Annotated in this window: 24 protein-coding genes; 9 read left to right on the top strand and 15 right to left on the bottom strand. The window is 32.2% G+C overall.

All coding sequences use genetic code 11. From position 1 onward, the window contains the following. Positions 1–68: 68 nt before the first annotated feature. Positions 69–938, bottom strand: a complete 870-nt coding sequence (locus tag J0383_RS14900; RefSeq protein WP_207294799.1) for a M48 family metalloprotease — start codon at positions 936–938, stop codon at positions 69–71. 294 nt (positions 939–1,232) lie between these two features. On the opposite strand from J0383_RS14900, the gene lipA reads away from it, so the two are divergent. The 3 genes from lipA (at position 1,233) to J0383_RS14885 (ending at position 5,382) form a co-directional block, all read left to right on the top strand. Then, positions 1,233–2,099 (top strand): lipoyl synthase, encoded by an 867-nt coding sequence (gene lipA, locus J0383_RS14895; protein ID WP_207294798.1) that lies wholly within the window; start codon positions 1,233–1,235, stop codon positions 2,097–2,099. A gap of 86 nt (positions 2,100–2,185) precedes the next feature. Then, complete coding sequence (gene gap, locus J0383_RS14890; protein WP_207294797.1) at positions 2,186–3,184, top strand: type I glyceraldehyde-3-phosphate dehydrogenase; 999 nt, start codon at positions 2,186–2,188, stop codon at positions 3,182–3,184. Between the two features lie 71 nt (positions 3,185–3,255). Further along, positions 3,256–5,382 carry a tetratricopeptide repeat-containing hybrid sensor histidine kinase/response regulator gene (locus tag J0383_RS14885; protein ID WP_317196710.1) on the top strand — a complete coding sequence of 709 codons (2,127 nt, stop codon included), beginning with the start codon at positions 3,256–3,258 and terminating at the stop codon, positions 5,380–5,382. 11 nt (positions 5,383–5,393) lie between these two features. Here J0383_RS14885 and lpxK read toward each other — a convergent pair whose 3' ends face one another. From lpxK to J0383_RS14870, 3 genes are read right to left on the bottom strand one after another with little or no spacing between them, the layout of a single operon-like run. Further along, positions 5,394–6,416, bottom strand: coding sequence for a tetraacyldisaccharide 4'-kinase (gene lpxK, locus J0383_RS14880; protein ID WP_207294795.1), 1,023 nt, complete (start codon positions 6,414–6,416; stop codon positions 5,394–5,396). A 4-nt stretch (positions 6,417–6,420) separates the two neighbouring features. Beyond that, on the bottom strand, positions 6,421–6,702 hold the full coding sequence (locus tag J0383_RS14875; protein ID WP_207294794.1) for a Txe/YoeB family addiction module toxin: 282 nt from the start codon (positions 6,700–6,702) through the stop codon (positions 6,421–6,423). Beyond that, positions 6,678–6,926, bottom strand: a complete 249-nt coding sequence (locus J0383_RS14870; protein WP_207294793.1) for a DUF2683 family protein — start codon at positions 6,924–6,926, stop codon at positions 6,678–6,680. Before J0383_RS14870 ends, J0383_RS14875 begins: the two co-directional genes overlap by 25 nt. Before the next feature lie 201 nt (positions 6,927–7,127). On the opposite strand from J0383_RS14870, the gene J0383_RS14865 reads away from it, so the two are divergent. The 3 genes from J0383_RS14865 (at position 7,128) to J0383_RS14855 (ending at position 10,026) form a co-directional block, all read left to right on the top strand. Beyond that, positions 7,128–8,222, top strand: a complete 1,095-nt coding sequence (locus J0383_RS14865; protein WP_207294792.1) for a Nif3-like dinuclear metal center hexameric protein — start codon at positions 7,128–7,130, stop codon at positions 8,220–8,222. A 3-nt stretch (positions 8,223–8,225) separates the two neighbouring features. Further along, positions 8,226–9,005 carry a zinc ribbon domain-containing protein gene (locus J0383_RS14860; RefSeq protein ID WP_207294791.1) on the top strand — a complete coding sequence of 260 codons (780 nt, stop codon included), beginning with the start codon at positions 8,226–8,228 and terminating at the stop codon, positions 9,003–9,005. Between the two features lie 157 nt (positions 9,006–9,162). Then, positions 9,163–10,026, top strand: a complete 864-nt coding sequence (locus J0383_RS14855; protein ID WP_207294790.1) for an alpha/beta fold hydrolase — start codon at positions 9,163–9,165, stop codon at positions 10,024–10,026. A 39-nt stretch (positions 10,027–10,065) separates the two neighbouring features. Here the strand turns inward: J0383_RS14855 and J0383_RS14850 are convergent, their stop codons facing one another. Next, complete coding sequence (locus J0383_RS14850) at positions 10,066–10,743, bottom strand: ArsR/SmtB family transcription factor (protein ID WP_207294789.1); 678 nt, start codon at positions 10,741–10,743, stop codon at positions 10,066–10,068. Positions 10,744–10,820: 77 nt separating this feature from the next. Here J0383_RS14850 and J0383_RS14845 point away from each other — a divergent pair, with 77 nt between their 5' ends. The 3 genes from J0383_RS14845 (at position 10,821) to rluF (ending at position 13,243) form a co-directional block, all read left to right on the top strand. Continuing rightward, entirely contained in the window at positions 10,821–11,969 is a 1,149-nt protein-coding gene (locus J0383_RS14845; protein ID WP_207294788.1) for a cytochrome P450, read from the top strand. Positions 11,970–11,981: 12 nt separating this feature from the next. Further along, a complete protein-coding gene (locus tag J0383_RS14840; protein ID WP_207294787.1) occupies positions 11,982–12,329 on the top strand; it encodes an antibiotic biosynthesis monooxygenase family protein in 348 nt (115 codons plus the stop codon). Between the two features lie 92 nt (positions 12,330–12,421). Next, on the top strand, positions 12,422–13,243 hold the full coding sequence (gene rluF / locus J0383_RS14835; RefSeq protein ID WP_207294786.1) for a 23S rRNA pseudouridine(2604) synthase RluF: 822 nt from the start codon (positions 12,422–12,424) through the stop codon (positions 13,241–13,243). 24 nt (positions 13,244–13,267) lie between these two features. On the opposite strand, the gene J0383_RS14830 is transcribed toward rluF, so the two are convergent. From J0383_RS14830 to J0383_RS14785, 10 genes are all read right to left on the bottom strand, one after another. Continuing rightward, positions 13,268–14,122, bottom strand: a complete 855-nt coding sequence (locus tag J0383_RS14830) for a LamG domain-containing protein (RefSeq protein WP_207294785.1) — start codon at positions 14,120–14,122, stop codon at positions 13,268–13,270. A 57-nt stretch (positions 14,123–14,179) separates the two neighbouring features. Continuing rightward, positions 14,180–15,568: a DUF4153 domain-containing protein gene (locus J0383_RS14825; RefSeq protein WP_207294784.1), complete on the bottom strand. Its 1,389-nt coding sequence runs from the start codon at positions 15,566–15,568 to the stop codon at positions 14,180–14,182. Positions 15,569–15,628: 60 nt separating this feature from the next. Beyond that, positions 15,629–15,919, bottom strand: coding sequence for a winged helix-turn-helix domain-containing protein (locus J0383_RS14820; protein ID WP_057114812.1), 291 nt, complete (start codon positions 15,917–15,919; stop codon positions 15,629–15,631). Positions 15,920–15,923: 4 nt separating this feature from the next. After that, positions 15,924–16,538, bottom strand: a complete 615-nt coding sequence (locus J0383_RS14815) for a hypothetical protein (protein WP_207294783.1) — start codon at positions 16,536–16,538, stop codon at positions 15,924–15,926. 95 nt (positions 16,539–16,633) lie between these two features. Next, entirely contained in the window at positions 16,634–18,673 is a 2,040-nt protein-coding gene (locus J0383_RS14810) for an outer membrane beta-barrel protein (RefSeq protein WP_207294782.1), read from the bottom strand. Positions 18,674–18,731: 58 nt separating this feature from the next. After that, positions 18,732–19,118 (bottom strand): carboxypeptidase-like regulatory domain-containing protein, encoded by a 387-nt coding sequence (locus tag J0383_RS14805; protein ID WP_207294781.1) that lies wholly within the window; start codon positions 19,116–19,118, stop codon positions 18,732–18,734. A gap of 347 nt (positions 19,119–19,465) precedes the next feature. After that, positions 19,466–20,392, bottom strand: coding sequence for a magnesium transporter CorA family protein (locus tag J0383_RS14800; RefSeq protein WP_207294780.1), 927 nt, complete (start codon positions 20,390–20,392; stop codon positions 19,466–19,468). Between the two features lie 406 nt (positions 20,393–20,798). Beyond that, positions 20,799–21,686: a bifunctional 5,10-methylenetetrahydrofolate dehydrogenase/5,10-methenyltetrahydrofolate cyclohydrolase gene (locus tag J0383_RS14795; RefSeq protein WP_207294779.1), complete on the bottom strand. Its 888-nt coding sequence runs from the start codon at positions 21,684–21,686 to the stop codon at positions 20,799–20,801. Positions 21,687–21,806: 120 nt separating this feature from the next. Next, the gene (ffh, locus tag J0383_RS14790; RefSeq protein ID WP_207294778.1) at positions 21,807–23,159 is read right to left on the bottom strand and encodes a signal recognition particle protein; all 1,353 of its coding nucleotides are present in this window, start codon (positions 23,157–23,159) and stop codon (positions 21,807–21,809) included. Between the two features lie 400 nt (positions 23,160–23,559). After that, a complete protein-coding gene (locus tag J0383_RS14785) occupies positions 23,560–25,242 on the bottom strand; it encodes an MBOAT family O-acyltransferase (RefSeq protein ID WP_207294777.1) in 1,683 nt (560 codons plus the stop codon). Position 25,243: the final 1 nt, after the last annotated feature.

Below are 25,243 nucleotides of genomic sequence, written 5' to 3'. Positions count from 1 at the left end.
TAACGTCTTTAAACAAAAAAACCGGCAATTCTAAAGAATAATGCCGGTTTTACTTGATTATATAATGATTACTTCTTTTTTGCTTTTGTTTTTTTAGTAGTGGTTTTTGTTGTCGTTTTCGATGTTGCAGAAGCTGTGTTTACAATTTTCTGTTGTACATATTCTTTATACAAACCATCTTTTGTTGCTCTTTTCTTAGCATCATCAGCTCTTTTTCCAGAATCAGGATGCGAACTCATCATTTTAGTCATAAATGATGCCTCATCTCCTTGACTTAAATTTTGAAGAATTCTAAAAGCAGATTCTTCTGCGTTAACATCATAACCATATTTCTTCAAAAAATTATACGAATACAAATCGGCTTCTGATTCTTGTTTACGGCTGTGTTTACTATCAATCATGGCGCTTCCAATTTGTCCGAGCTGAGATTTTGTAAGCGTTTCCATTTTTCCTGATTGAGATGATGCCGCATCCAATAAAGCTTCTTTTTTATAGGCTGCTTTAATAGCATCTCTCGTATCGTGGTTGACAACGTGGCCTATTTCGTGCCCAATAACTGCAAGAAGCTGATTATCATCCATAATATCCATTAAACCTGCGAATACACGAACACTACCATCAGCACATGCAAAAGCATTTATATCTTTTACCAAATAAACTTTATAATTTAAGGTAACTCCTTCACTTGAAGTATGTTTTCCAAAAATACGATTCAACCTCAACGTATACCCATCATTTGGTCCTGCTACAGGATTGTTTGCATCCATTTCGGCAATTGATTCTTTTGCCAAAGCTGCGGCATCTGCATCACTAAAAGTAAAACCTGATACGCCTTTACTTAAAGCTCCCATTGTTTTATCTGAAAGTATTTGCGCATTCATTTTAGTAAATCCAAAAGATGCCAATAAAATCCCTAATACAATAAATTTCTTTTTCATGTTCTTTAAACTAATTAAATTAACAGCAAAATTATTACACACATAATTCTACACAGGCTCAATAGGTCAATTTTATAACAGATTAGGGTAAAATTGAGATTTAAAAAAGCACATCAAAAATTAAAAAAAGCAATCAAGAATTTATAAATAATCTTAAAATGCCTTTAAAAATGAGATATTACGATTTTCACTTTATAATTGTTAAAGAATTGAAACATAGAAAAGCAAACGAAAAGCAAATTAACGTCTGCAAATAAACTACATTCCGTATCTTTGTAGTCTGATTTATGATATATGGAAACAGTCATTGAAAATATACCACCTGTAAAACCAAAATGGTTAAAAGTTAAACTTCCAATTGGACAAAAATATACTGAACTACGTGGTTTGGTAGACAAATATAGCTTAAACACGATCTGTACCTCTGGCAGCTGCCCGAATATGGGAGAATGCTGGGGAGAAGGAACAGCTACTTTTATGATTTTAGGAAACGTATGTACTCGTTCATGCGGTTTCTGCGGTGTTAAAACGGGCCGACCTGAGACAGTTGATTGGGACGAACCAGAAAAAGTCGCACGTTCTATTAAAATTATGAATATTAAACATGCCGTAATTACCAGTGTTGATAGAGACGATTTAAAAGATGGAGGTTCGATTATCTGGATGGAGACCGTAAGAGCAATCCGAAGAATGAATCCTAATACTACTCTTGAAACTTTAATTCCGGATTTTCAAGGAATTGAAAGAAACTTGGATCGAATTATTGAAGCAAATCCTGAAGTAGTTTCACATAATATGGAAACAGTTCGCCGTTTAACACGCGAAGTACGTATTCAGGCAAAATACGATCGTAGTTTAGAAGTTTTACGTTATTTGAAAGAAAAAGGAATTAACAGAACCAAATCTGGTATTATGCTTGGTCTTGGAGAAACTGAAGAAGAAGTTTTCCAAACGATGAGAGATTTACGCGCTGCAAATGTTGATGTTGTTACTCTTGGACAATACCTTCAGCCTACAAAAAAACATTTGCCTGTAAAGGAATTCATTACTCCTGAACAATTTGCACGTTACGAACAATTCGGAATTGAATTAGGTTTCAGACATGTTGAAAGCGGACCACTGGTTCGTTCTTCGTACAAAGCACAAAAACATATTTTATAAAAGGGTTTAACTGTTTAATTGGTAATTGTTTAATCGTAAATGACTGAACGATTTACCAGTTAACAATTAAACAAATAAACAAAAAATTGAAAACAAGAATTGCCATTAATGGTTTTGGAAGAATTGGAAGAAATTTATTCCGTCTTCTTTTAAACCATCCTGAAATTGAAGTCGTTGCAATTAATGATATTGCAGATAACAAAACCATGTCACATTTAATAAAATATGACAGTATTCACGGGGTTCTTCCTTTTGAAGTTGGTTTTGATGAAACCGGAATTATTGTTGACGGCCGACATTTTTATTTTTTTCATGAAAAAAGTATTTCAAATTTAGACTGGAAAAGTCATTCTATTGATTTTGTTATTGAATCAACAGGAAAATACAAAACACATGAAGAACTAAATGGACATATTGAAGCTGGGGCAAAAAAAGTAATTCTTTCAGCTCCATCAGAAGTAGATACTATTAAGACAGTCGTTCTTGGTGTTAACGAAAATATTTTAGACGGAACAGAAGATATTGTTTCAAATGCAAGCTGTACCACAAACAACGCCGCTCCTATGATTAAAATCATTGAAGAATTATGCGGGATTGAACAGGCTTACATTACAACAATACATTCTTTTACGACTGACCAAAGTCTTCACGACCAACCGCATAAGGACTTGCGCAGAGCCAGAGGAGCAAGTCAGTCAATAGTTCCAACAACAACAGGTGCAGCTAAGGCATTAACGAAAATTTTCCCTAAATTGCATCAAAAAATCGGGGGCTGCGGTATTCGTGTGCCTGTTCCTGATGGTTCATTGACAGACATCACGTTCAATGTTAAACGTGCTGTTAGTATTGAAGAAATTAACATAGCATTTCAAAAAGCCTCAAAGACAAATTTAAAAGGAATATTAGCTTATACAGAAGATCCAATCGTTTCTGTTGATATAATAGGTAATACGCATTCGTGTTTGTTTGATGCTCAGCTTACTTCTGTCATTGACAAAATGGTAAAAGTAGTTGGCTGGTATGACAACGAAATTGGCTATTCATCGCGATTAATCGATTTGATTTTACTGGTTAGAAAAAAATAAGATTCATTGTTAATGCTTTGTCATTCATGAAGTACTATCTTTTAGTTGTTAGTTGTTTTTTAAATTGTTTTTTGTATTCTCAGTACAAACAGAATACAGATAGCATTGCGTATTATAACAAACTAGCCAACAAAAAATTAAATAGTAAAGAATATAGCAAAGCTGTTTTTTACACTCAAAAGTCTATTGATTTTTGTGAAAACAACAATATTCCAGAAACTTTAGCCAATCAAACATTTAAGCTTGGAAAAATTTATTACAACCAGCAAAAATACGATGAAGCTTTAGAAAACTTTCACAAGAGCATTAACTCATTCAACAATGTAAAACCAACTTCTACCAAAGTTCTGGCTCTCAATTACATTGGCGCTGCATATACTGCAAAAGGCGATTATAAAACTGCAAACTTTTATTATGTAAAAGCACATAATTTATTAAAAGAATTAGGTGTTATAGACAGTTCTGAAATTTTAGAATATCAAAAAGCGGTTGCCTTTAAAAACAACAAAAACCTGCATCTGGCAGCTAAAACTTTTCACAACATAATTAACAAACCTGATAATCCTTCTCTTTATAAAACTAAAAGCGATTCCTACTATCAGCTTGGATTAATTGAATCAAAATTTCGACAAAATGATTCGGCTTTAGCTTATTTTAATAAAGCATTGAGTTATAATGAAAAGACTAACGATCTTCCGCAGAAATCAAAAATTACTTTAGCTATCAGCCGTTTTTATAAACAAAACAGGAATTTTGATTTGGCTTATTCTTATTTAGATGAACATTATCAGCTGGAGAATTATATTTTAAAACTAAAAAATGCTAAAATTGATTTTAATGAATTCGAAAAATTAAAAAAAAATCAAAATTTAAATAATACAATTAAAAGAGAAAGTGAAGAAAAAATTCAGCTTAAAACCTATCGTTATTCTAAGTTGGTAAGCATTTTAGCAATTGCTTTAATTTCGATTTTATCACTTTTGAGTTTAGCCTTATATAAAAACAACATTATTAGAAATCAGAATAATATTCTTTTAAGAGAAAAAAACAAAGAATTGATGCTGGCCAAAAATAAAGCAGAAAAAGCATCAAAAGCCAGATCAGAATTCCTGTCAACTGTAAGCCACGAACTAAGAACTCCGCTAAACGCTATAAACGGAATTACGCATTTATTACTGGAAGACAAGCCTAAAAAAACACAATTAAAATATCTGGAATCCTTAAAATTTTCAGGAAATTACCTCACAACTTTTATCAACGAAATTCTTGAAATCAACAAAATTGATTCTACTAAAGTTGAAATTGAACATATAAGTTTTAATTTAAAAGAACTTCTTTTCAATATTCAAAATTCTTTAAAAGAATTGGCAACTGGCAACAATAATCACTTTAATATAGAAATAGACGATTCGATTCCTGAAAATTTAATTGGCGACCCCACTAAACTCTCACAAATTGTACTGAACTTAATTAATAACGCTTTAAAATTTACACAAAACGGACAAGTAAATGTTATTGTAAAATTGTTTGAACAGGAAGATGAATATGTAACTATCTTTTTTGAGATTGTGGATACCGGAATTGGAATTCCCGAAGACAAACAGCAGACTGTTTTTGAAAGCTTTTCTCAAGGATCTATTGAAGTCAACAGAAAATATGGAGGGACAGGATTAGGACTTACTATTGTTAAAAAACTCACCGAACTTTTAGGTGGAGAAATCAAATTAAAAAGTGAAGTAGGAAAAGGTTCTACTTTTACTTTCAAACTAAATTTTAAAATTAATAACGAACCATTGGAATCAGCAGCCGAGGAAAAACCATACAGCGACAAACAATTGGAGCATAAATCTATATTATTGATTGAAGACAATAAAATCAATCAAATGATTACGCGAAAAATGCTTGAAAACAAATCGATAGTCTGCGAAATTATAGACAATGGTGAAGATGCTGTAGAACTTTTAAAAGTAAAACACTTTGATTTAATTTTAATGGATGTACATCTGCCAGGAATTAATGGAACTACTGCAACTCAGCAAATTCGTGATTTTGACAAAACAACACCTATTATTGCGCTAACTGCGATTTCTCTTGACGAAAACCGCGATATGTTATTGTCTTTTGGAATGAATGATGTAATTACCAAACCTTTTGTACCAGACGATTTCTACTCTACAATAGCCAAATTTTTCGATTGATTTATTCTAAACTATGATCTCAAATTATTTTTAATATAATCTAAAATCGAAGCATCAAAATTTTGCTGGTGATTTATAAAAGTACTTTTAATTGGAAGGTAATACAATTGCGAAACCAGCTTAGAATCTTTTAATCTCACATAATCTTTCTCGGTTGTAATGATTTTATTTCCATTTGCTTTTTTCTGAATTGATTCTAAATCGGCATCAGAAAAATGGTGATGATCAGGAAACGTTAAACACTCATCATTTTCTGTTTTTAAATATTCAAAAAATGGTTTTGGTTTTGCAATTCCAGCTAAAAGTAGTTTTGGCTCTGATTTAATTTCACTTACCGCGATTTTTGCGTCTTTATTATAAATTACAGTATCATAATCGATAAACGTAAAGAAGATCTGCTGCGAACAATTCAGTTTCAGTTTTAATCTAATTTCTGTCTGCTTTTCTTCAGATAAATTATTTGGACATTTGGTAACAATTACAATATTGGCTCTTTCTGCTCCGCTCCTGCTTTCCCTCAAATTTCCAGTTGGCAGCATATAATCATCTGCATACAAATCATCAAAAGCTGTTAGCAAAATATAAAATCCTGCTTTTACTTTGCGGTGCTGAAAAGCATCATCCAGCAGAATCACCTCTGGTTTATCAGGATGAGCAAGTAATTGCATGATTCCATTAGTACGATTAGCATCAACTGCTACTTTAACATTTGGGAATTTTTGATAAAACTGAAAAGGTTCATCGCCCAGAATTTCGGCATTCGAATTTTCACCAGCCAAAACAAATCCTTCAGACTTTCGTTTATAACCACGGCTTAATGTCGCTACTTTATATTTATCAGTTAATAACCGAATTAAATATTCGATTTGAGGCGTTTTGCCGGTTCCTCCTACGCTCAAATTTCCAACAGCGATTACTGGAACATCAAACGAAGTTGATTTAAGAATGCCTTTATCAAACAAAAAATTACGAATTGAAGTAATTAATCCGTATAAAACGGCAAAAGGGAAAAGTATTTTTCGAAGTAAGTTCATAGAATTATTTATCTGAATAATGACCAATTGCTGAAATCACAAATACAGTTACAACTTCATCATCTACACGATAAATTAATCTATCTTTTTGATTAATTCGTCTTGACCATAATCCTGAATATTCATATTTTAAAGGCTCTGGATTTCCAAAACCTTCATATGGGTTTTCTGTAAGATCAATTAAAATTTTAGCGATATTTTTAATAGAAATTTTATTTCCTGATTTTTTATGTTTTTCAATATCCTGGTATGCCACTTTAGTTACTTCAACCCTAAACTTCCCCATACATCATCTGGATTTAGCGTTGTTGTTTCGCCTTTTTTAATATTCTCTTCTGCTTTTTTCACCTTATCAGCAAATTCAGAAGTATAAATACTTCGTTCTTCATTAACCTGTCCATAATTAGGTTCAACAACTTCTATACCTTCTACACCCTTAAAGAAAGCCTCGAACATAGCCATAAATGCTTTTCCTGTCTTTGTGTTTTCATTAATTTTTATTGTAGTCATGACTTTTTATTTAGAATTACAAAGATACAAAAATCAGTAATACCGTATTACCAGTATTACTCAGTAATACCATTACTCGACACAAACAATATCGCTTAAATATTTTTAAGTTGGTCTGTTTATTCGTTAATTTGTTTTTTAGGTTTTTAATTTCACCAAAATCCAAAGAACCTAAAACATTAAACTTGAAACAAACCTAAAATGAAAATCAAAGATATCATATCCGTACTTGAAGAAATGGCTCCTTTGGCCTATGCAGAAGATTTTGACAATGTGGGACTTTTAGTCGGAGATCCGGAAACCGAAAGCACCGGAGTTTTAGTATGTCACGATGCACTGGAAAATGTGATTGAAGAAGCGAAAACTAAAAACTGCAATTTGATCGTATGTTTTCATCCGATTTTATTTTCTGGAATTAAAAAAATCACTGGTAAAAATTACGTCGAACGTGCTATTTTAAAAGCCATTAAAAACGATATTGCTATTTATGCTGTCCATACAGCTCTTGACAATCATTCGCAAGGCGTTAATAAAATTTTCAGTAACGCTCTTGGCTTAGTAAACACCAAAATCTTAGTTCCGAAACAACAGTTTCTTCAAAAATTAGTGACCTATACGATTCCTGACAATTCAGAAAAAGTACGAAATGCAATGTTCGAAGCGGGAGCGGGAACAATTGGAAATTATGACAACTGCAGTTTTAATTCTGAAGGCTTTTTCACTTTTAAAGGAAATGAAAAAAGCAATCCAGTTATTGGCGAAAAAGGAAAATTACACACGGGAACTGAAATAAAAATCGAAGTTATTTTTGAAAAACATTTGCAATCAAGAATTTTAAAAGCGCTTTTTGCCAATCACATTTACGAAGAAGTAGCTTATGAAATATACGATCTTCAAAATCCTCATCAAAATATTGGTTTGGGAATGATTGGTGAGCTTGAAAATGAGATGGACGAAAAGGAATTTCTCTTATATGTCAAAGATATTATGATTGCGCGAGGCATTCGTCATTCCTCCTTTACAGGAAAAAAAATAAAGAAAGTAGCTGTTTTGGGAGGCTCTGGAAGCTTTGCCATAAAAAATGCTATTCAGGCTGGAGCCGATGCTTATTTGACTGCTGATTTAAAGTATCACCAGTTTTATGAAGCAGAAAACAAGTTGCTTTTGGCGGATATTGGTCATTTTGAGAGTGAACGCTATACAAAAAACTATATTGTTGATTATCTTCGAAAAAAAATTCTTAATTTTGCGATCATTTTATCGGAAGAAAATACAAATCCAGTTAAGTACTTATAGAATATGACGAATACGAAAGAATTAAGTGTTGAGGACAAGTTAAGAGCAATATATGATTTACAGCTTATTGACTCTAGAATTGACGAAATCAGAAACGTTAGAGGAGAACTTCCTTTAGAAGTTGAAGATTTAGAAGATGAAGTTGCAGGTTTGAGCACTCGTTCAGAAAAACTGAAAGGTGAACTTGAAGTGATTGAGGAGCAAATCAAAGCAAAGAAAATTGCTATTGAGGAGCATAAAGAGGTTATCAAGAAATACACAAAACAACAAGAATCAGTTCGTAACAACAGAGAATTTAATTCTTTGACAAAAGAAGTTGAATTTCAAGAATTAGAAATTCAATTAGCTGAAAAGCAAATCAAAGAAATGAAAGCTTCTATCGAGCATAAAAAAGAAGTTATTTCTAATTTAAAAGAAAAACTTGATGCTAAAAGCTCTCATTTAAAACATAAAAAATCTGAATTAGATGCTATCATGGCTGAAACTCAGAAAGAAGAAGCTTTCTTAACAGAAAAATCTGCTGAATTCGCTTCTCAAATTGAAGACAGATTATTAGCTGCTTACAACAGAATCAGAAGCAGTGTCCGTAATGGTTTAGCGGTGGTTTCTATTGAAAGAGGAGCTTCTGCAGGATCATTCTTTACGATTCCGCCTCAAACTCAGGTTGAAATTGCTTCAAGAAAGAAAATCATCACTGATGAGCATTCTGGAAGAATCCTAGTTGATACGCAATTAGCAGATGAAGAAAAAGAAAAAATGGAACAATTGTTCTCAAAATTCTAAATATCAAGTCCCGATTTAATCGGGACTTTTTTTTGTCCTTTTTTGTCACGGACTTGGACTAATTATTGTTTTGTCTATAATACATGCAAATAAAAATTCACGCTAATTTCTGTAATTTGTGGCTGACCTTTTTTTACCTTTAGAAAAAAATTAAGTTTTGGGAATTAAAAAAGGAATCCGTTTTATTACATTAAAATCAGTTGGATCTTATATTAACTTTTTGAGTTATGTGCGTCCGCAAAAAGCAGTCGAACTTTCTTATGCTCTTTTCAGCCAGCCCAGAATTGGCCGATTACAAAAAGAGAAACTTCCAAAAATCTTAAGAAATACCGAAACCGAAATATTTCATCATAACGAACATCATTTTCAAACCTATATATGGAAAGGAAATGAAACTAAAATTTTATTAGTTCATGGTTGGGAAAGCAATTCTTCTCGCTGGAAAAAAACGCTTCCTCATCTTCAAAAATCCGGAAGTACTATTATTGCACTTGATGCTCCTGCTCACGGACAAAGCAGCGGAAAAGAATTTAATGTACCCCTATATGCTGAATTTATCAATAAAGCAGTAGAAAAATATCAGCCGGAAATTATTATCGGACATTCGATTGGCGGTGCAGCTTGTGTTTATCATCAGTACTTATTTCCCAATACCAGCATTAATAAAATGGTAATTTTAGGAGCTCCTTCAGATTTAAAAACGTTGATTGATAATTATGTTTCAATGCTGAGTTTGAACACAAAAATGTTTTCACTTTTAGAAAATAAATTCCTAAACCGATTCAATTTTAAATTGGAAGATTTTTCAGGACAGAAATTTGCTTCAGAATTTACTATTCCAGGATTTATTGCTCATGATACTTCTGATAAAATTGTGGCTTTTGCCGAAGGACAAAAAATAGCAAGCAATTGGAAAAACAGTCAGTTTATTGAAACTTCAGGTTTAGGTCACGGAATGCACGATGACGATTTATACAACAAAGTGATTGAATTTCTTTTTTCTTCTGAAGGGAAAAAGTAACAAAGGGACAAAGTTGCAAAGGTTCTCAAAACTGGAAACTTAAACTACTATTTTAAAAAATCTCAATAATTCTTTTTCACCTTTTCCTGTAATCTGGATTGCTCTCGAATTTTTGGTTTTCCGTAACCAATCTTCGGCGATCATTTTATCCAATAAAGAAGAACCTATTGATCCTGCGATATGATTTTTTCTTTCGCTCCAATCTAAACAAGGTTTTAAAAAAATACGCCTTTGCTTTTTGAGATCTTCGATATTGATTCCAAAATCAGAAAACCATTTTTCTCCTTTTGTACTTATTTTAAATTCGCTAGCTGTATTCAAAATAATTTCCTGTTCAAGCAGGCTTTCGGCTACAGCCACACCAATTTTTCCAGCTAAATGATCATAGCAAGTTCGGCAATGTTTTATGGGTGAATTATGATCTGTTTTGTTTTTTTGAGGAATTGCAGGCGGAATCAAACTTGCCATGGCTTCAATTGCATAAGCCGTTTCTTTATTCGCAAATCTATAATATTTATGACGCCCTTGTTTTTCAACAAACAACAATCCGGCATCAAGAAGTTTTGCCAGATGCATACTCATATTTTGAGGCGAAGTATTTGCTGTTATTGCTAATTCTGTTGCGGTAAAAGCTTTTCCGTCGAGTAATGTCCACATTACAATCGCACGTGTTGGATCGCCAAGCAGTGATGCTATTTTTACAAATTGATTTTCCATTTCAAAACAAACATAGTTAAGGACAAACTGAAGTATCAAAACTTAAAGGTAGATAACTTTGCTTAAAAATATATCGCATGTCAACTTTATTTTTACAATCCGAAATCAAAAATCCTTACTTATTCTATCAAAAAATGATGGAAGAAAATCCTGTTTATTGGGATGAATTGAATAAAATATGGGCTGTTTATTCTTATGAATATTGTACAGAAATATTAAACCATAAAAGCGTACATATTCCATCAGTTTCTGAAAACAATCTAAATGAATATGCTTTAAAAATCAGCAGAAATTTGGCTCGTCTTTCAAATGAAATTCATCACATAATTGCCAAAGAAACCGCAACTGTTCTTTTTTCATACATGAAATCTGTTAGAATAAATTCAATTTTTTCCGAATTATTTCAAAACAACACTGCTAATAAAATAAATTGGGTCGAATCGATCTGCAAAAAACTTCCCGTTCTGATTTTTTTAAAAAGTTTTGATTTTAATGCCAATGATTCCCTTTTTATTTCAGAAAACATTTCTCATCTTATAAAAATAATGCAACCCGTTAAAAAATCAGAAGATATCGAATTCATTAATATTGTTTCTAAAGAAGTTTATTTCATTGTCGAAAATCACATTCGTACATTTTCCTTTTATGAAAATTTAGCGAAATCTATTTCAACAAAATATAGCATTTCTAATGAAGAAATAAAATCAATACTAATCAGTAATTTAATTGGTCTTTTTATTCAAAGTTACGATGCCGGAAGAGGATTGTTGAGTAATGCATTGCTACATTATTTTTCTGAAAAAAAGAACCTTAACAAAACCGACAAAATTCAGATTCAGAAACTTGTTGTAGAAACATTGCGATTTGATCCACCAATTCATAACACGCGACGAATTGCGGCAAACGACATTCAATTGAACGGAATGAAAATTAAAAAAGAAGAATCAATTTTACTTGTTTTAGCTTCCGCAAATAGGGATTCCAAACAATTTGAAAAACCACAACTTTTTAATATTGAAAGAAAAAATAATCACGACCATTTGACTTTTGGAACTGGCGGACATATGTGCCTTGCGAAACATTTTTCAATCAATCTCGCAACAGAAGTCTTATTTTACTTATTCCAAAATTTTGAAAATATAGCTATTTTGGACCAAGAAATAGAATATGAACCGCTTATTAATGCCAGATTGCCAAAAGCAATTTGGATTTCACTTTATAATTAAAAAACACAGAAAATGATAGCCGTAATTTTTGAAGTCATTCCAAACGAAGAAAAAAAAGAAGAATATCTAGATATTGCTGCCAATCTTAAACCTGAATTAAGCCATATTGATGGATTTATTTCTATCGAAAGATTTCAGAGTTTAAGCGATTCTGGAAAAATTTTGTCTTTGTCTTTTTGGAGAGATGAAGCAAGCATTCAAGAATGGAGAAATCTTGAAATGCATCGTCATGCTCAGGAAAAAGGCAGAAACAGCATTTTTAAAAATTATCATTTACGAATTGCAACTGTTGTTCGCGATTATGGAATGTTTGAAAGAAATGAAACACCTGAAGACAGCAGGGAATTTCACAGCCAATAAAGTTACAGAGGGACAAAGGCTTTTTCTGAAATGAAATAATCTAAAATCTGAAATCTCAAGTCTAAAATTTAAATTTTCCCTATTTTTGCAGTATGGAAGAAAATTTAAAGCGTCTTAATAAATTTATTGGAGAAACAGGTTATTGTTCGCGTCGTGAGGCAGATAAACTAATTGACGAAAAACGTGTAACAGTAAATGGTGCTGTGGCTGAAATGGGAACTAAAGTTTCTCAGGATGATGAAGTGCGTATAGACGGAAAGTTAATCGTGGAGAAACACGAAAAAATGGTTTATCTAGCTTTTAATAAACCTGTAGGAATCGAATGCACTACGAATTTAGAAGTTAAAAATAATATTGTCGATTATATCAATTATCCTAAACGTATTTTCCCAATTGGGAGATTGGATAAAGCCAGTGAAGGATTAATTTTCATGACCAATGACGGTGACATTGTAAACAAGATTCTTCGCGCCCGAAACAATCACGAAAAAGAATATACTGTTACGGTAAACAAACCTATTACAGAACGTTTTATTCAGAGAATGGGAAATGGTGTTCCAATTTTAGATACTGTTACCAAAAAATGTAAAGTAGAACAGATCAGTAAGTATACCTTCAAAATCATTTTAACGCAGGGATTAAACCGCCAGATTAGAAGAATGTCTGAATATTTAGGTTACGAAGTTACGGCACTTAAACGTATCCGGATTATTAATATTTCTTTGGATGTTCCAGTAGGTCGTTATCGTGATTTAACAGATGCTGAAATCAAAGAATTAAATACATTAATCGAACCTTCAAGTAAAACAGAAGAAGCGAGTTTACCTAAGGTTGAAGCTCCAAACAAGAGTTCAAACAGAAGAACGTTTATTTCGAAAAATGATCCAAGATTTAAAAAAAGAGGAGGACAATAAGTCCTCCTCTTTTTTTAAAATTTTTTAATTCCCATTTTCTTTATCTGAATGAGATTCTTTATTTTCATCAACTGATGATTGAGGAAAATCGATACTATCTTTTAAGGGTGGCTTTTCATTAGAATACATTCCAAATTGATACATCTTACCCTTTTCTTCACTTTCTTTTATAAAGAGTTTTTCAATATTTTTTGGCTTCAATGCTTTTTTATAAATCCTAATTTCATCAAGAATTCCATTAAAATTTTCATGTGCACCTAAATAAAGATTCCCAATTGTAAGGTCTTTTCCTGTCCAAAAGAATTTAAGTTTAAGCTCTTTTTTTGTTACAATACGATTCTCATAATGAATAGTAAAATTTTCTGGTTTGCCGTTAACATACAATTGAAATGACTTTCTTTTACAGGTAAAAACAATATGTGTCCACTCATTTAGTGGAACCTTCGTTTCGGAATAAAAATGGATATAATCATTATTAAAAGTATGGAAATTAATGATTCCATCTTGAGTAATCTGTAGATTAAAATCTCTTCCCGGGTTTACTTTCGAAATGATATTATTCTGTTCTCCATAGTAGTTCAAATAGACCCAGCCACTTAATGTAAAAGAAGTTAAATTATTAAAATTATCTACATTTTCAATGCGTATGCATCCATTATTACCAAAGAAAAAAGCGCCGTTATCATTATTAAATCTATCTTTTGCGGGCTCTAATGAATAAGGTATACAATTATTATGCAGAAAACTTTCATCCTTTACACTTCCGTTTAAAGGTAAATATAAAATCAAATCTTTATCTGATTTATAGCTTTGGTTATTTTGAGCTTGCAGTTTTAAAGCTCCTATTAAAAGTAAAACATAGTAAAGTGCACGTACCATAATTGTAATATTTATTTTACAAATTTATAAATTTTTATGATTCGTGCAATCATTTAATTACGGCTTTTTATTTAAAAACTCATAATACAACGCTTTAGATAAAAAATTAGCGTCTTGATAATTCGAAATCATTTCTTCTCTCACAGCTTCTGCATATTTTCCGTCTAAATTGTTCTTCTTAAAATATTCTCTTCGCGCTTCATCATTAAAATTTAATCCACTTAAGAAAACTGGCTCTACACCTTTATTTACCGAAATATTGTAATTCGTAATTAAACCACCCCAATTTACGTAACTGCATAAAATAATCGTTCCGTAGAAATACCAAAGCATTTGGTTAAAAAGAAAAGCATTTGTTTTCTGTTTGTTTATTTTTTGAAATGAAATTACTAATCCAATAATAGCTAAAATAAGAAAAGCATATACTCCTAACCTTTTATAAGTCAAACCAAAATAAGAAACGTATTCTGAATTTTTAATAATCGCACTTATTATTAAAACGACGTTTAGTCCAAGCCAAACTTTAGCTAGCGTTTTAAGAGAAGAAGCTTTTTCATCAAAATTAAATCCTCCTTTAAAGTAGAACATAATTACTCCAACAGCCATCAAAATTGAGAAAATCACCGCATTTACACGTTCGTGTGTATCTGAACTTAAATTCGTTTTTTCGACCACTTCAAAAAACTGTTCGTAGTTATATGTTCCAATGAAAACTAGAAGCATAATATTTAATAACAATAAAGTAATTTCACCGCTTTTCCTTTCGAAATCCAAATCCAGAAATGAAAATGTATTCTCATTTTTAACTTCAGAAGGATTCGTAAAATCATTGTTTAATTTTGGATTGTATTGATAACATGCATCTGGAACCCAATAATTCCAAAAACTGAAAGAAATATAAAATCCTAAAATACTGATTCCAATTAATTGCGGTAAATTAATATCCAATTCATAATCGGTAAACAATGACGAAAAGTGATCGCTTCCGAAAGAATATACAACAAAGAAAAGTCCCAAAAACACAAGTGGAATAATGACAAAAGCAACTAGTTTTTTAGCAAAATCATTGTGGATTTTTCTTTGTGGAAGCCATTGATCGAAAATAAATACTCGCCCTAAAGAAGTGATTCCGTTTAAAAATATAAGCGGAAAAATTTGAATTGTTTTGAGTTCGGGATCTTGAGTCTTAAATTGTAAAAACAAAATCGATAAGGCTAAAGCAAAAAATGAGGCTGCATCTCCATACCAAGCAAAAGCAAAACAAGATAAAATTGAGGTGATTACTAAAGTGAGATGAGATCGTTCTACAAACTTTTCTTGAAAGAAATAACTAATGAGAAGCGTTAGAAAGACGCCAAAAATAGAAATATTGATTCCAACTGATTCGTTGTAAAATAACAGTATAAAAACTGCTGTGCACGCTAAGATAATTTGATGTTTTTTCATGATTGATAATTTTAAAAGTACTTTGTAATTCAAAGTTTTTAGATAAAAAAATAGAGTTATTTAGGATTTCATTAATTTTTCAAGATACGATAAGTGTTCTTTAAAGGCTGCACGCCCTAAATCAGTTACTTGATAAGAGGTTTTGGGCTTTTTACCCACAAATTCTTTCTTCACTTCGATATAACCTGCTTTTTCAAGCGCAGAGGAATGACTCGCTAAATTACCATCGGTGATATTCAAAAGCGTTTTCATCTCGGTAAAATCTACCCAGTCGTTAACCATCAGAACGGACATAATGCCCAGTCTGACACGGCTTTCAAAATCTTTATTTAGTTTATCAATAATTCCCATTGGGCTATTTGTATTTTTTGAACATCACTAATCCGTATGCGATATGTAGAATCCCGAATCCTAAAATCCAGAAAATTAAACCATATCCTATATTAAAAAGTGCAATACATCCTAAAATCAGTTCCGAAAAACCTAAATATTTTACATCAGAAAATGTATATTTTTCAGCGTTTATAACGGCAAGTCCGTAAAAAATTAATGTTGAAGGCGCTACTAATCCAAAGTATCCATGATACATAAGAGCCAAGCAAAATATTCCGCCAGTTATAAGCGGTACAGCCAGATTAAACAGCATTTTTTTTGTTGCCGAAGTCCAAATTGGCAAATTGTACTTTCGGCTTTTTCTAACGGTGAAAAAAGTTCCAAATGCTAATGCAAAAACCATAATTATAATCCCGATCCAGAATAATTCTGAAACCAGATTGGTAGAATACAATCTATGTTCATCATTTAGATAATCCATTCCGTTTGCTTTAAACAGCTGATAAACATAGATTCCGCCAATTAAAGCCGAAAGACCCGCGAAAACTCCTGAAAGTCCGCTTAATGATATAAATCTTGAAGAACGCTCCATCATGGAACGAATGTGTGCTAAATCTTCTTGGTGCTTTTGATTCATAATTAAAGTACTTTGCGTTACAAAGTTATTATTTATTTTGAAACGACAATTAAAAATGGGCAATTTTTTCAGAAAAGTAATCTTGGAATGAAAAACTATCCTTTGTCGGTTTCAAAATTTTTAAATTTATACAATAAAGTAAACATTACATAACGCTTTAAAACGTTGGTTTCTGAGTCAATAACAGCTGTTGAAGTAATCACTCTGGAAGCGCTCTGATTTTGATTCAGCAAATCATAAACTTTTACTTTACATGTAAATTGTTTCGCAAGTTTATAGGATATACTAGTGTTCCATAAATAAAAATCTTTTTTATACGGTCCTGAAATATTCGAATTATAGTTGTAGCCAAAGTCGTTGCCAAAAACCCAACTCTTAGGCCAGAAGCTTGTCATTTGAATATTAAAATTATGAGTTGTATTTGAAGTTGAACTTAAAGAAGTATTATTATATCGAATGTCATTGTATGTAAAATTATAATACGGCTGGATGTTTAATAATTCACCATATTCATACGTTAATCCAAAACCGGGATTCAGTCTGAATGCTTTTGCCTCATACAATTGGTTATTGGTAAAACCTTTATTTAAATTATAATTAGCATACATAGAAAACCGCAGCGCAAAAGTATTTACATCTTTCTTTATGGTTTTGCTCCACTCTCCTGCTAACAACATATCGTAGGTGCCTTCTACATTATCAAAGCTTGAAATTTGTTTTCCTGAACTGTTATAGGCTGAGGATCCCACAATCTGACTATCAAAATATGTAGTACTAAAATGAATAAAGTAATTTGCACCTGATTGAAAATTATAACTTGAAAAACCCGTCTGCAAAAAATGAAAAGTAGAAGGTTTTAAATTAGGATTTCCTGTTACAACGACTAAAGGATTATCTAAATTAGCAATTGCTAAAACCTGATTACCGGTTGGAACTGTAAATTTACGTTCATACATCATTAATAAACTCTGAGATTGTGAAATGCTGTAATTGGCACTAATTGTTCCGTTTGGAATAAAATAGTTTTTATTTAAATCTGTTGTTTCTTTTAAGTAAAATGCATGATTTTCATTCCTGATGACAGAAGTTCCTGTGGATGCCGATAAATCAAGTTTGTTTATACTCGTACTAAAGCCTATCTTCGGATTAACTTCAAAACTATTAAAAGAATTAAAATTACTAAGTGATTCATTAAAAACATCATATTCCATATCCTGATCATTGCGGTCGAATGTTTTTTTATCATCGCTTGTTTTTTCATAATTTGTGATTACTGAAAAATTCAGTCTTGACAAATTAGTTACTGGCTCAAAATATTCAAGCCTTCCTGTATATTTATCTCTATTATTTTTCTGAGTAACATGTTGATTACGCAAATCGTCGGGACTTGTTCCCTGCTCAAAAATTGTCAATGAATTTACTCTTGAATCTAAATCGTTTCGCGAATTGTCGTTTTCAAAAGAGGCTGTAAAGTATCGTCCTTCTTTCTTAGCATTTAAAAAAAATCTAAGATTATTTCTAAAATCCGTATTAGTACTTTCACTTGTATTGAAAGAATTACTAGAATTGATTAACTGATTATTTTCATCCCAGGTTTTTCTGTCGAAAGTATTTGCAGATATTGCTTTTCTTGTTTCAATGGCTGGTCCAAAAAAAACTCTTATTGAAGGGGAAAGTTTGTACTCAAAATTTAAATTTACATTATGTCTATCAGAATCCTGATTGCTTTTTGAAGCAGATTTTGACAACAAAGAACCTGTTGGCAATAAAGTAAGCTCTGATGTTCTATTGGTATTGTCTGTATTAGAATTCTTAAAATAATAATTTAAATCAGTACTTTCTTCTTTAAACCATTCATCAGAATAACTTAATCCAATCAAATTCGATTTTGTTATTCCGCCTCTCCCTCCAGAAGCAGCACTCAAACCATCGTTTCTTCCGCCTCCCATGCTATCGAAAACTTCGTTCATAGAAAAACCCGATGCATTAATATTATTTGAAGAAGCCAAAAAACTGATACGTCTTTTATCTTTAAAATAACTGAGGAAAGCACTGCTTTCATATCTTTCGGAGCTTCCATAACCGTCTAATAGTTTACCAAAAAAGCCTTTATTTTTCTTTTTGTCTATTGTCAAATTGATCGAAACATTATTTGATGTCGAAGCCTGTTTAGTAAATTCCTGCTCCTTGGTTTTAGCGTCTGAAACCTGTACTTTTTGTATCAGCTCTTATTCGAATAGGAGCTTCGTTTTTTATAATGACTTCATCCAATTCAACATCATATTTTATAAGTCTAATAACTCCTAAATCTATATTATGAGTGAGTTTTTCTATTGTATCTGAAAACTCGAGATAGTCTTCTGCCGAAATTTTTAAAATACCGTTTTGTAATCCTGATTTGGTTTCTAATTTAAAAAGACCATTTTTATCTGAAATCGTATAGGCTTCTACGGAGGAATCTTTAGAATTCATCAAATAAATTGTTGCAACTTCGATAGGAGAATCTTTGTCGTTGACAATTTTACCGCTGATAACAGCATTTTTTTGTGCAGAAGAAGAAAGACAACACAAGAAAAACACCAAAAAAATCAGCGATTTTATTCGGCTTTGTTTTGAGAAAAAATTATTTGAAAGAATTAAATAGTGAGAAAAAAATAGGCGGATTTGTGACATTTTAATCATGGGAGCTGGTATACTTGCTAAAGGCTTAAATTTGTTTTATTAGGGACAAACTTACATTATAAATTAGAACAAATAATAATTAATAGTTAAAAATCCAAGAATTAAAATAAAATCCAATATGAATTGTTTTTTATTTATCGAAAGAGGTTTTTTTATGAGTTAAATATACTTGGGAGGTTTTGAAGATTTATAGAAACAAAAAAGCCCATTCTTAACGAACAGGCTTTTGAGTATTGGGCTTTATTTTAGAACCATCTTCTGCGTTTGAATAAAAATACGCCGAAAGAGGAAAGTATTATAGAAATTAGAAGCAGAATCCAGATTCCGTATTTGCTTTCTTCTAGGCCGTTTGGCACGTTCATTCCGTACAAACTGGCAATTAATGTAGGGATCATTAAAATGATAGAAATCGAAGTCATCTGTTTCATAATATTGTTCATATTATTGGAAATTACAGAGGCGTAGGCGTCCATCATTCCCGTTAAGATGTTATTGTAAATATTGGCTGTATCTTGTGCCTGATTTAATTCGATTTCGACATCTTCCAATAATTCTGGATCGTAATTGGCTTTGTGTGCTTTTAGGTTTTTAATTCTTTGAAATAAAACGTCATTTGCTTTTAACGAAGTGATGAAGAATACAAAACATTTTTCAATTTGAAGCAATGCCTGCAACTCTTCATTTTTGATCGATTTCTCTAAATTATCTTCTGCCAGTTTTATTTTCTGATTAATTTGTTTCAGATATTTTAAATACCAAACGCTTGATGATAAAAGCAATCGCAGCACTAGGTTGAAATTATCTTCGATTTCGATGTTTTTGCGTTGTGAATACGATACAAAATCGGCAATGATTTCGGTTTCATAAAAACTAATAGTTACGCAGATATCATCTTTAAAAATAATTCCGAGAGGAACGGTGTGAAAGGGAATTTTGACATCGCCGCTTTTTATCGGAATACGCATGATAATCAGTGTCCAGCCGTCTTCGATCTCGATACGAGGTCTTTCGTCGATATCCTCAATATCATTGTAGAATGCTTCGGGAATTTGAAGCTCTTCTAGTAAGTAATTCTTGTCTGTTTCTGTTGGAGATTCGATGTGAATCCAGCAATTTGAAGTCCATTTTTGGATTTCTACCAATCCGTTGTTGTTTGTGTAAAAGGCTTTCATTTCAAAATACAGGGTTTTATCGCAGCATTTTGAAAGTCAAAAGCTGCTTTAATTAAATACTAACGAATAATAATAATCGTCCATTTGGAGAAGTGTGTTTTTTTTAAGTGGTGCAAAAGTATCCTTTATTTTTAGAAACAGAAACTTTAAACTATTAATTATATATTAAAATGGCACTTTGCATAGATTTTTAAACACATAGAAACATAGATTGTAGCTGTGTAAAGGCGTTTCACTTTTTTGAATAAACATAGTTAGAGTCTTATACTATATGATAGAAATTTGTTTCTCTTTAGTATTCTTTTTTTTAAACTTACATTCTATGTATTAGAAATTTTTAAGTTAAATGCACAAAAAAGCCTGCTCAAATCGAACAGGCTTTGTAATTTTATTTTGACGCAAATTATTACTTGTTTCTTGCGCTTCTCATTTTTCTTGCTAAAAGTGTATTTTTAAGCAGCATTGCAATTGTCATTGGTCCTACTCCACCTGGAACTGGTGTAATGAAAGATGCTTTTTTACTTACTCCATCAAAATCAACGTCACCTTTGATCACATATCCTTTTGCGTTTGATGCATCATCTACACGTGTAATTCCAACGTCGATAACGGTTACTCCATCTTTTACCATATCGGCTTTTAAGAATTCTGGAACTCCTAAAGCTGTAATAATGATATCCGCATTTTTAGTGAATTCTGCTAAATCTTTAGTTCGACTGTGTGTTAATGTAACTGTTGAGTCTCCAGGATTCCCTTTACGGCTCATTAAGATACTCATTGGACGTCCTACGATGTGGCTTCTTCCGATAACAACTGTATGTTTTCCTGCAGTTTCTACTTTGTAACGTTCCAACAATTCCATAATTCCGAATGGCGTTGCTGGAATAAAGCTTTCCATTTCAAGAGCCATTCTTCCAAAGTTAGTTGGGTGGAATCCGTCTACATCTTTGTCAGGATCGATAGCTAATAAGATTTTTTGCTCATCGATGTGTTTTGGTAAAGGCAACTGAACGATGTATCCGTCAAGGTTATCATCTTCGTTCAATTCTTTGATTTTTGCTAAAAGCTCGTCTTCTGTAATGGTTTCTGGTAAAGCAACTAAAGTGGAATCGAAACCAATCTCTTGGCATGATTTTACTTTACTTCCTACGTAAGTTAAACTTGCACCATTATTCCCTACCAAAACGGCTGCTAAATGAGGTACTTTTCCTCCCGCTGCTTTTATAGATTGAACTTCAAGAGCAATTTCGTTTTTAATGTCGTTAGATGTTTTTTTACCGTCTAGTAGCTGCATTGTTTTTTTTAAGTTAAATGTTATAAGTTAGAAGTGAGAAGTTATCTTCCCTTATACTAAAATTTAAGGTCTAAAATTCCAACTTGAAACGTGAAACTTTAAACCTTAAACTTTTATTTTTTATCTCGGCATTCCTCCTGGCATTCCCTTCATGCCTCCCATCATTTTCATCAGATTTTTTCCGCCTGGGCCTTGCATCATCTTCATCATTTTGCTCATTTGGTCAAACTGTTTCATCAGCTGATTTACTTGCTCGATTTTTGTTCCCGAACCTTTTGCGATTCTGGCTTTTCTTTTCACATCAATAATAGCTGGTTTACTTCTTTCACCCGGTGTCATCGAATAAATAATTGCTTCGATATGTTTGAAGGCGTCGTCTTCGATTTCAACATCTTTCATGGCTTTTGAAGCACCTGGGATCATCCCAACAAGATCTTTCATGTTACCCATTTTCTTTACTTGCTGAATCTGCGTTAAGAAATCATCAAAACCGAATTCGTTTTTAGCGATTTTCTTTTGAAGTTTTCTAGCTTCTTCTTCGTCAAATTGTTCTTGAGCTCTTTCGACAAGAGACACAACGTCTCCCATCCCTAAAATACGCTCAGCCATACGTTCTGGATAGAAAACATCAATTGCTTCCATTTTCTCTCCAGTACCCACAAATTTGATTGGTTTGTTTACAATCGATTTGATCGAAAGCGCCGCTCCACCACGAGTATCACCATCTAATTTCGTTAAGATAACTCCATCAAAATTCAAGATATCGTTGAAAGCTTTTGCTGTATTTACAGCATCTTGTCCTGTCATAGAGTCAACAACGAACAATGTTTCTTGTGGCTGGATTGCTTTGTGTACACGTGCAATTTCGTCCATCATTTCCTGATCTACTGCTAAACGTCCTGCTGTATCGACAATTACAACATTGAACCCGTTTGATTTAGCATGTTTAATTGCGTTTTGAGCAATTTCTACAGGATTTTTATTTTCTGGCTCCGAGTAAACCTCAACGCCTATTTGATCTCCCACAACATGTAGCTGGTTAATCGCCGCTGGACGGTAGATATCACACGCTACTAAAAGTGGTTTTTTATTTTTCTTTGTTTTTAAGTAGTTCGCTAATTTTCCTGAGAAAGTAGTTTTACCAGAACCTTGAAGTCCTGACATTAAAATAACCGTTGGATTTCCAGAAAGGTTAACACCAGCAACGTCTCCACCCATTAATTCGGTAAGTTCGTCTTTTACTAATTTAACCAATAATTGTCCCGGCTGTAAAGTAGTTAATACATCCTGACCAATCGCTTTTTCTTTTACTTTGGTTGTAAAATCTTTGGCAATTTTAAAGTTAACATCGGCATCAAGTAAGGCACGACGAACTTCTTTTAAGGTATCGGCAACGTTTACTTCTGTAATTTTACCGTGTCCTTTTAATATATGGAACGCTTTATCTAACTTATCACTTAAATTATCAAACATATCTTTTTCTTTATTTGAAGTGCAAAGATAATCTAATTAGATATTTCAGGCAATTTTTATTTGAGTGCTTTTTTTGCCGTAAAGTCACTAAGACACAAAGTTTTTTGTCGCTAATTACCATAATTTCGCGAATTGCTTAAATGTGTGTTTTCTCGCAGATCACGCAGATTTCACAGATTTTTTTTGCTCACAAAGTCGCGAAGTTTATTTTTCACGCAGATTCTGCAGATTTTGGCAGATTAGAATTTTAAAATTTAAATAATAATCTGTGTGAATCTGCTTAAATCTGCAGAATCTGCGTGGAACAAAATCATTTAATCCTTTTAATCTGTGGCTAAAAACAAAAAAGCGCAAAGAAAAAATCTTTGCGCCTTTGTAACTATGTTCCTTTGAAACTTTTTTAGAATTGAAAGTAAATGAACGGCTGCGAACCCGCAACTGCAGTTGCGTACACGATCCAATATACAAATCCTAAGATTATGGCTTTTATTAGTAAAGGTGTTTTGTCGAAAACAGATTTCATTCCGTTTGTGAACGATTCTGGCAAGAAATGCCAAACGTAACCGAATAACATTAATCCGAAAACATTTTTATAACCTAAAATAATTGTTTTCCAAAGTTCTGGTTCAAATGTTAACTGGCCAATAGTATTAATTACCTGCAATGCTGTTTCAAAGTCTCGTGCGCGGAAGAAAATCCAACAGAAAACTACAAAGTGGAATGTGATCACGATTGAGAAAAATCTCCACAAGAAATTTGGTTTTTTATCTTTTTTAGAAGGAAAGAATTCCATGAATATTTTGTGAACTGCCAATGCTAATCCGTGAAGTGCTCCCCAAATAATAAATTGCGCACCAGCTCCATGCCACAAACCTCCTAAAAGCATTGTGGTAAACAGGTTGAAATTGGTTACTAATGTTTGTTTTATTTTACTTGAAAGCAAAAATGATAAAGCGAAAATCAAAATACTGATTCCTGCGATAACAAGCGGAATTACACTTTCATTATAACAAGACATTCCCCAAAGCAATAATCCGAAGAAGAATAAACTCGGGAATAAATATCCTGCGAAAGAACCTTCTCTGTTTCCTCCAATCGAAATGTATAAAAAGTCTTTTAACCAAGTCGAAAGCGAAATATGCCATCTTCTCCAGAAATCTGTAATTGAAGTCGATTTGTATGGAGTTCTAAAGTTAACTGGCAGTTTAAATCCTAACAATAATGCAATACCAATTGCCATATCTGAATATCCAGAAAAATCACAATAGATCTGAATAGCATATCCGTAAGAAGCCATTAAGTTTTCAAACGAAGTATAACTCAAAGGCGTATCGAAAACACGGTCAACAAAGTTTACTGATATGTAATTTGAAATTACTGTTTTCTTAATCAAACCGCCAATAATTAAAAACAAGGCATTGTTTACATCTTGTTTGGTCAGGTTTAATTTTTGATAAATCTGTGGTAAGAAATCTTTTGCTCGTACAATTGGCCCGGCCACTAATTGCGGGAAGAACGACACGAAAAATAAATATTCAATGTAGTTTTTTGTCGGCTTGATTTCTTCACGATAAATTTCGATAATATAACTCATCGACTGGAATGTATAAAATGAGATTCCAACCGGAAGAAAAATATCATGGAATTTTAAATTTCCATTGAACATATCATTGTAAGTACCAATCATAAAATTCATGTACTTGAAATATCCAAGTAATCCTAAATTCAGAATGACACTTATCACCAAATATATTTTCTTGGTGCTGTCTTTTGATTCTTTGTAAATAATCTGGCTTAAGCCGTAATCTACAACAGAAGATAATAGTAAGAGTAAAAAGTAAATACCGCTTGACTTATAATAAAAGAAAAGCGAGAAGATAATAACATAGGTTAATCGTAGATAAAATGTGTTTTTTAAAAATCCGTAAATAAAATAAAAAACTAGGAACAATCCCAAAAACAAGCCTGTATTAAATAACAGCTTTTCATCGGGATTGTATATAAACCAATTTTTTACTTGTGGTATTGTTACTGCACCAAAATTTTGAATGAACCAATTATTAATGCTATCTATTGTTGTCAAT

This window comes from Flavobacterium endoglycinae (genome assembly GCF_017352115.1).
In the GTDB taxonomy this organism is placed as follows: domain Bacteria; phylum Bacteroidota; class Bacteroidia; order Flavobacteriales; family Flavobacteriaceae; genus Flavobacterium; species Flavobacterium endoglycinae.
Note: the sequence above shows the minus strand (reverse complement) of the source record. Positions and strands in the feature narration are given on the sequence as shown.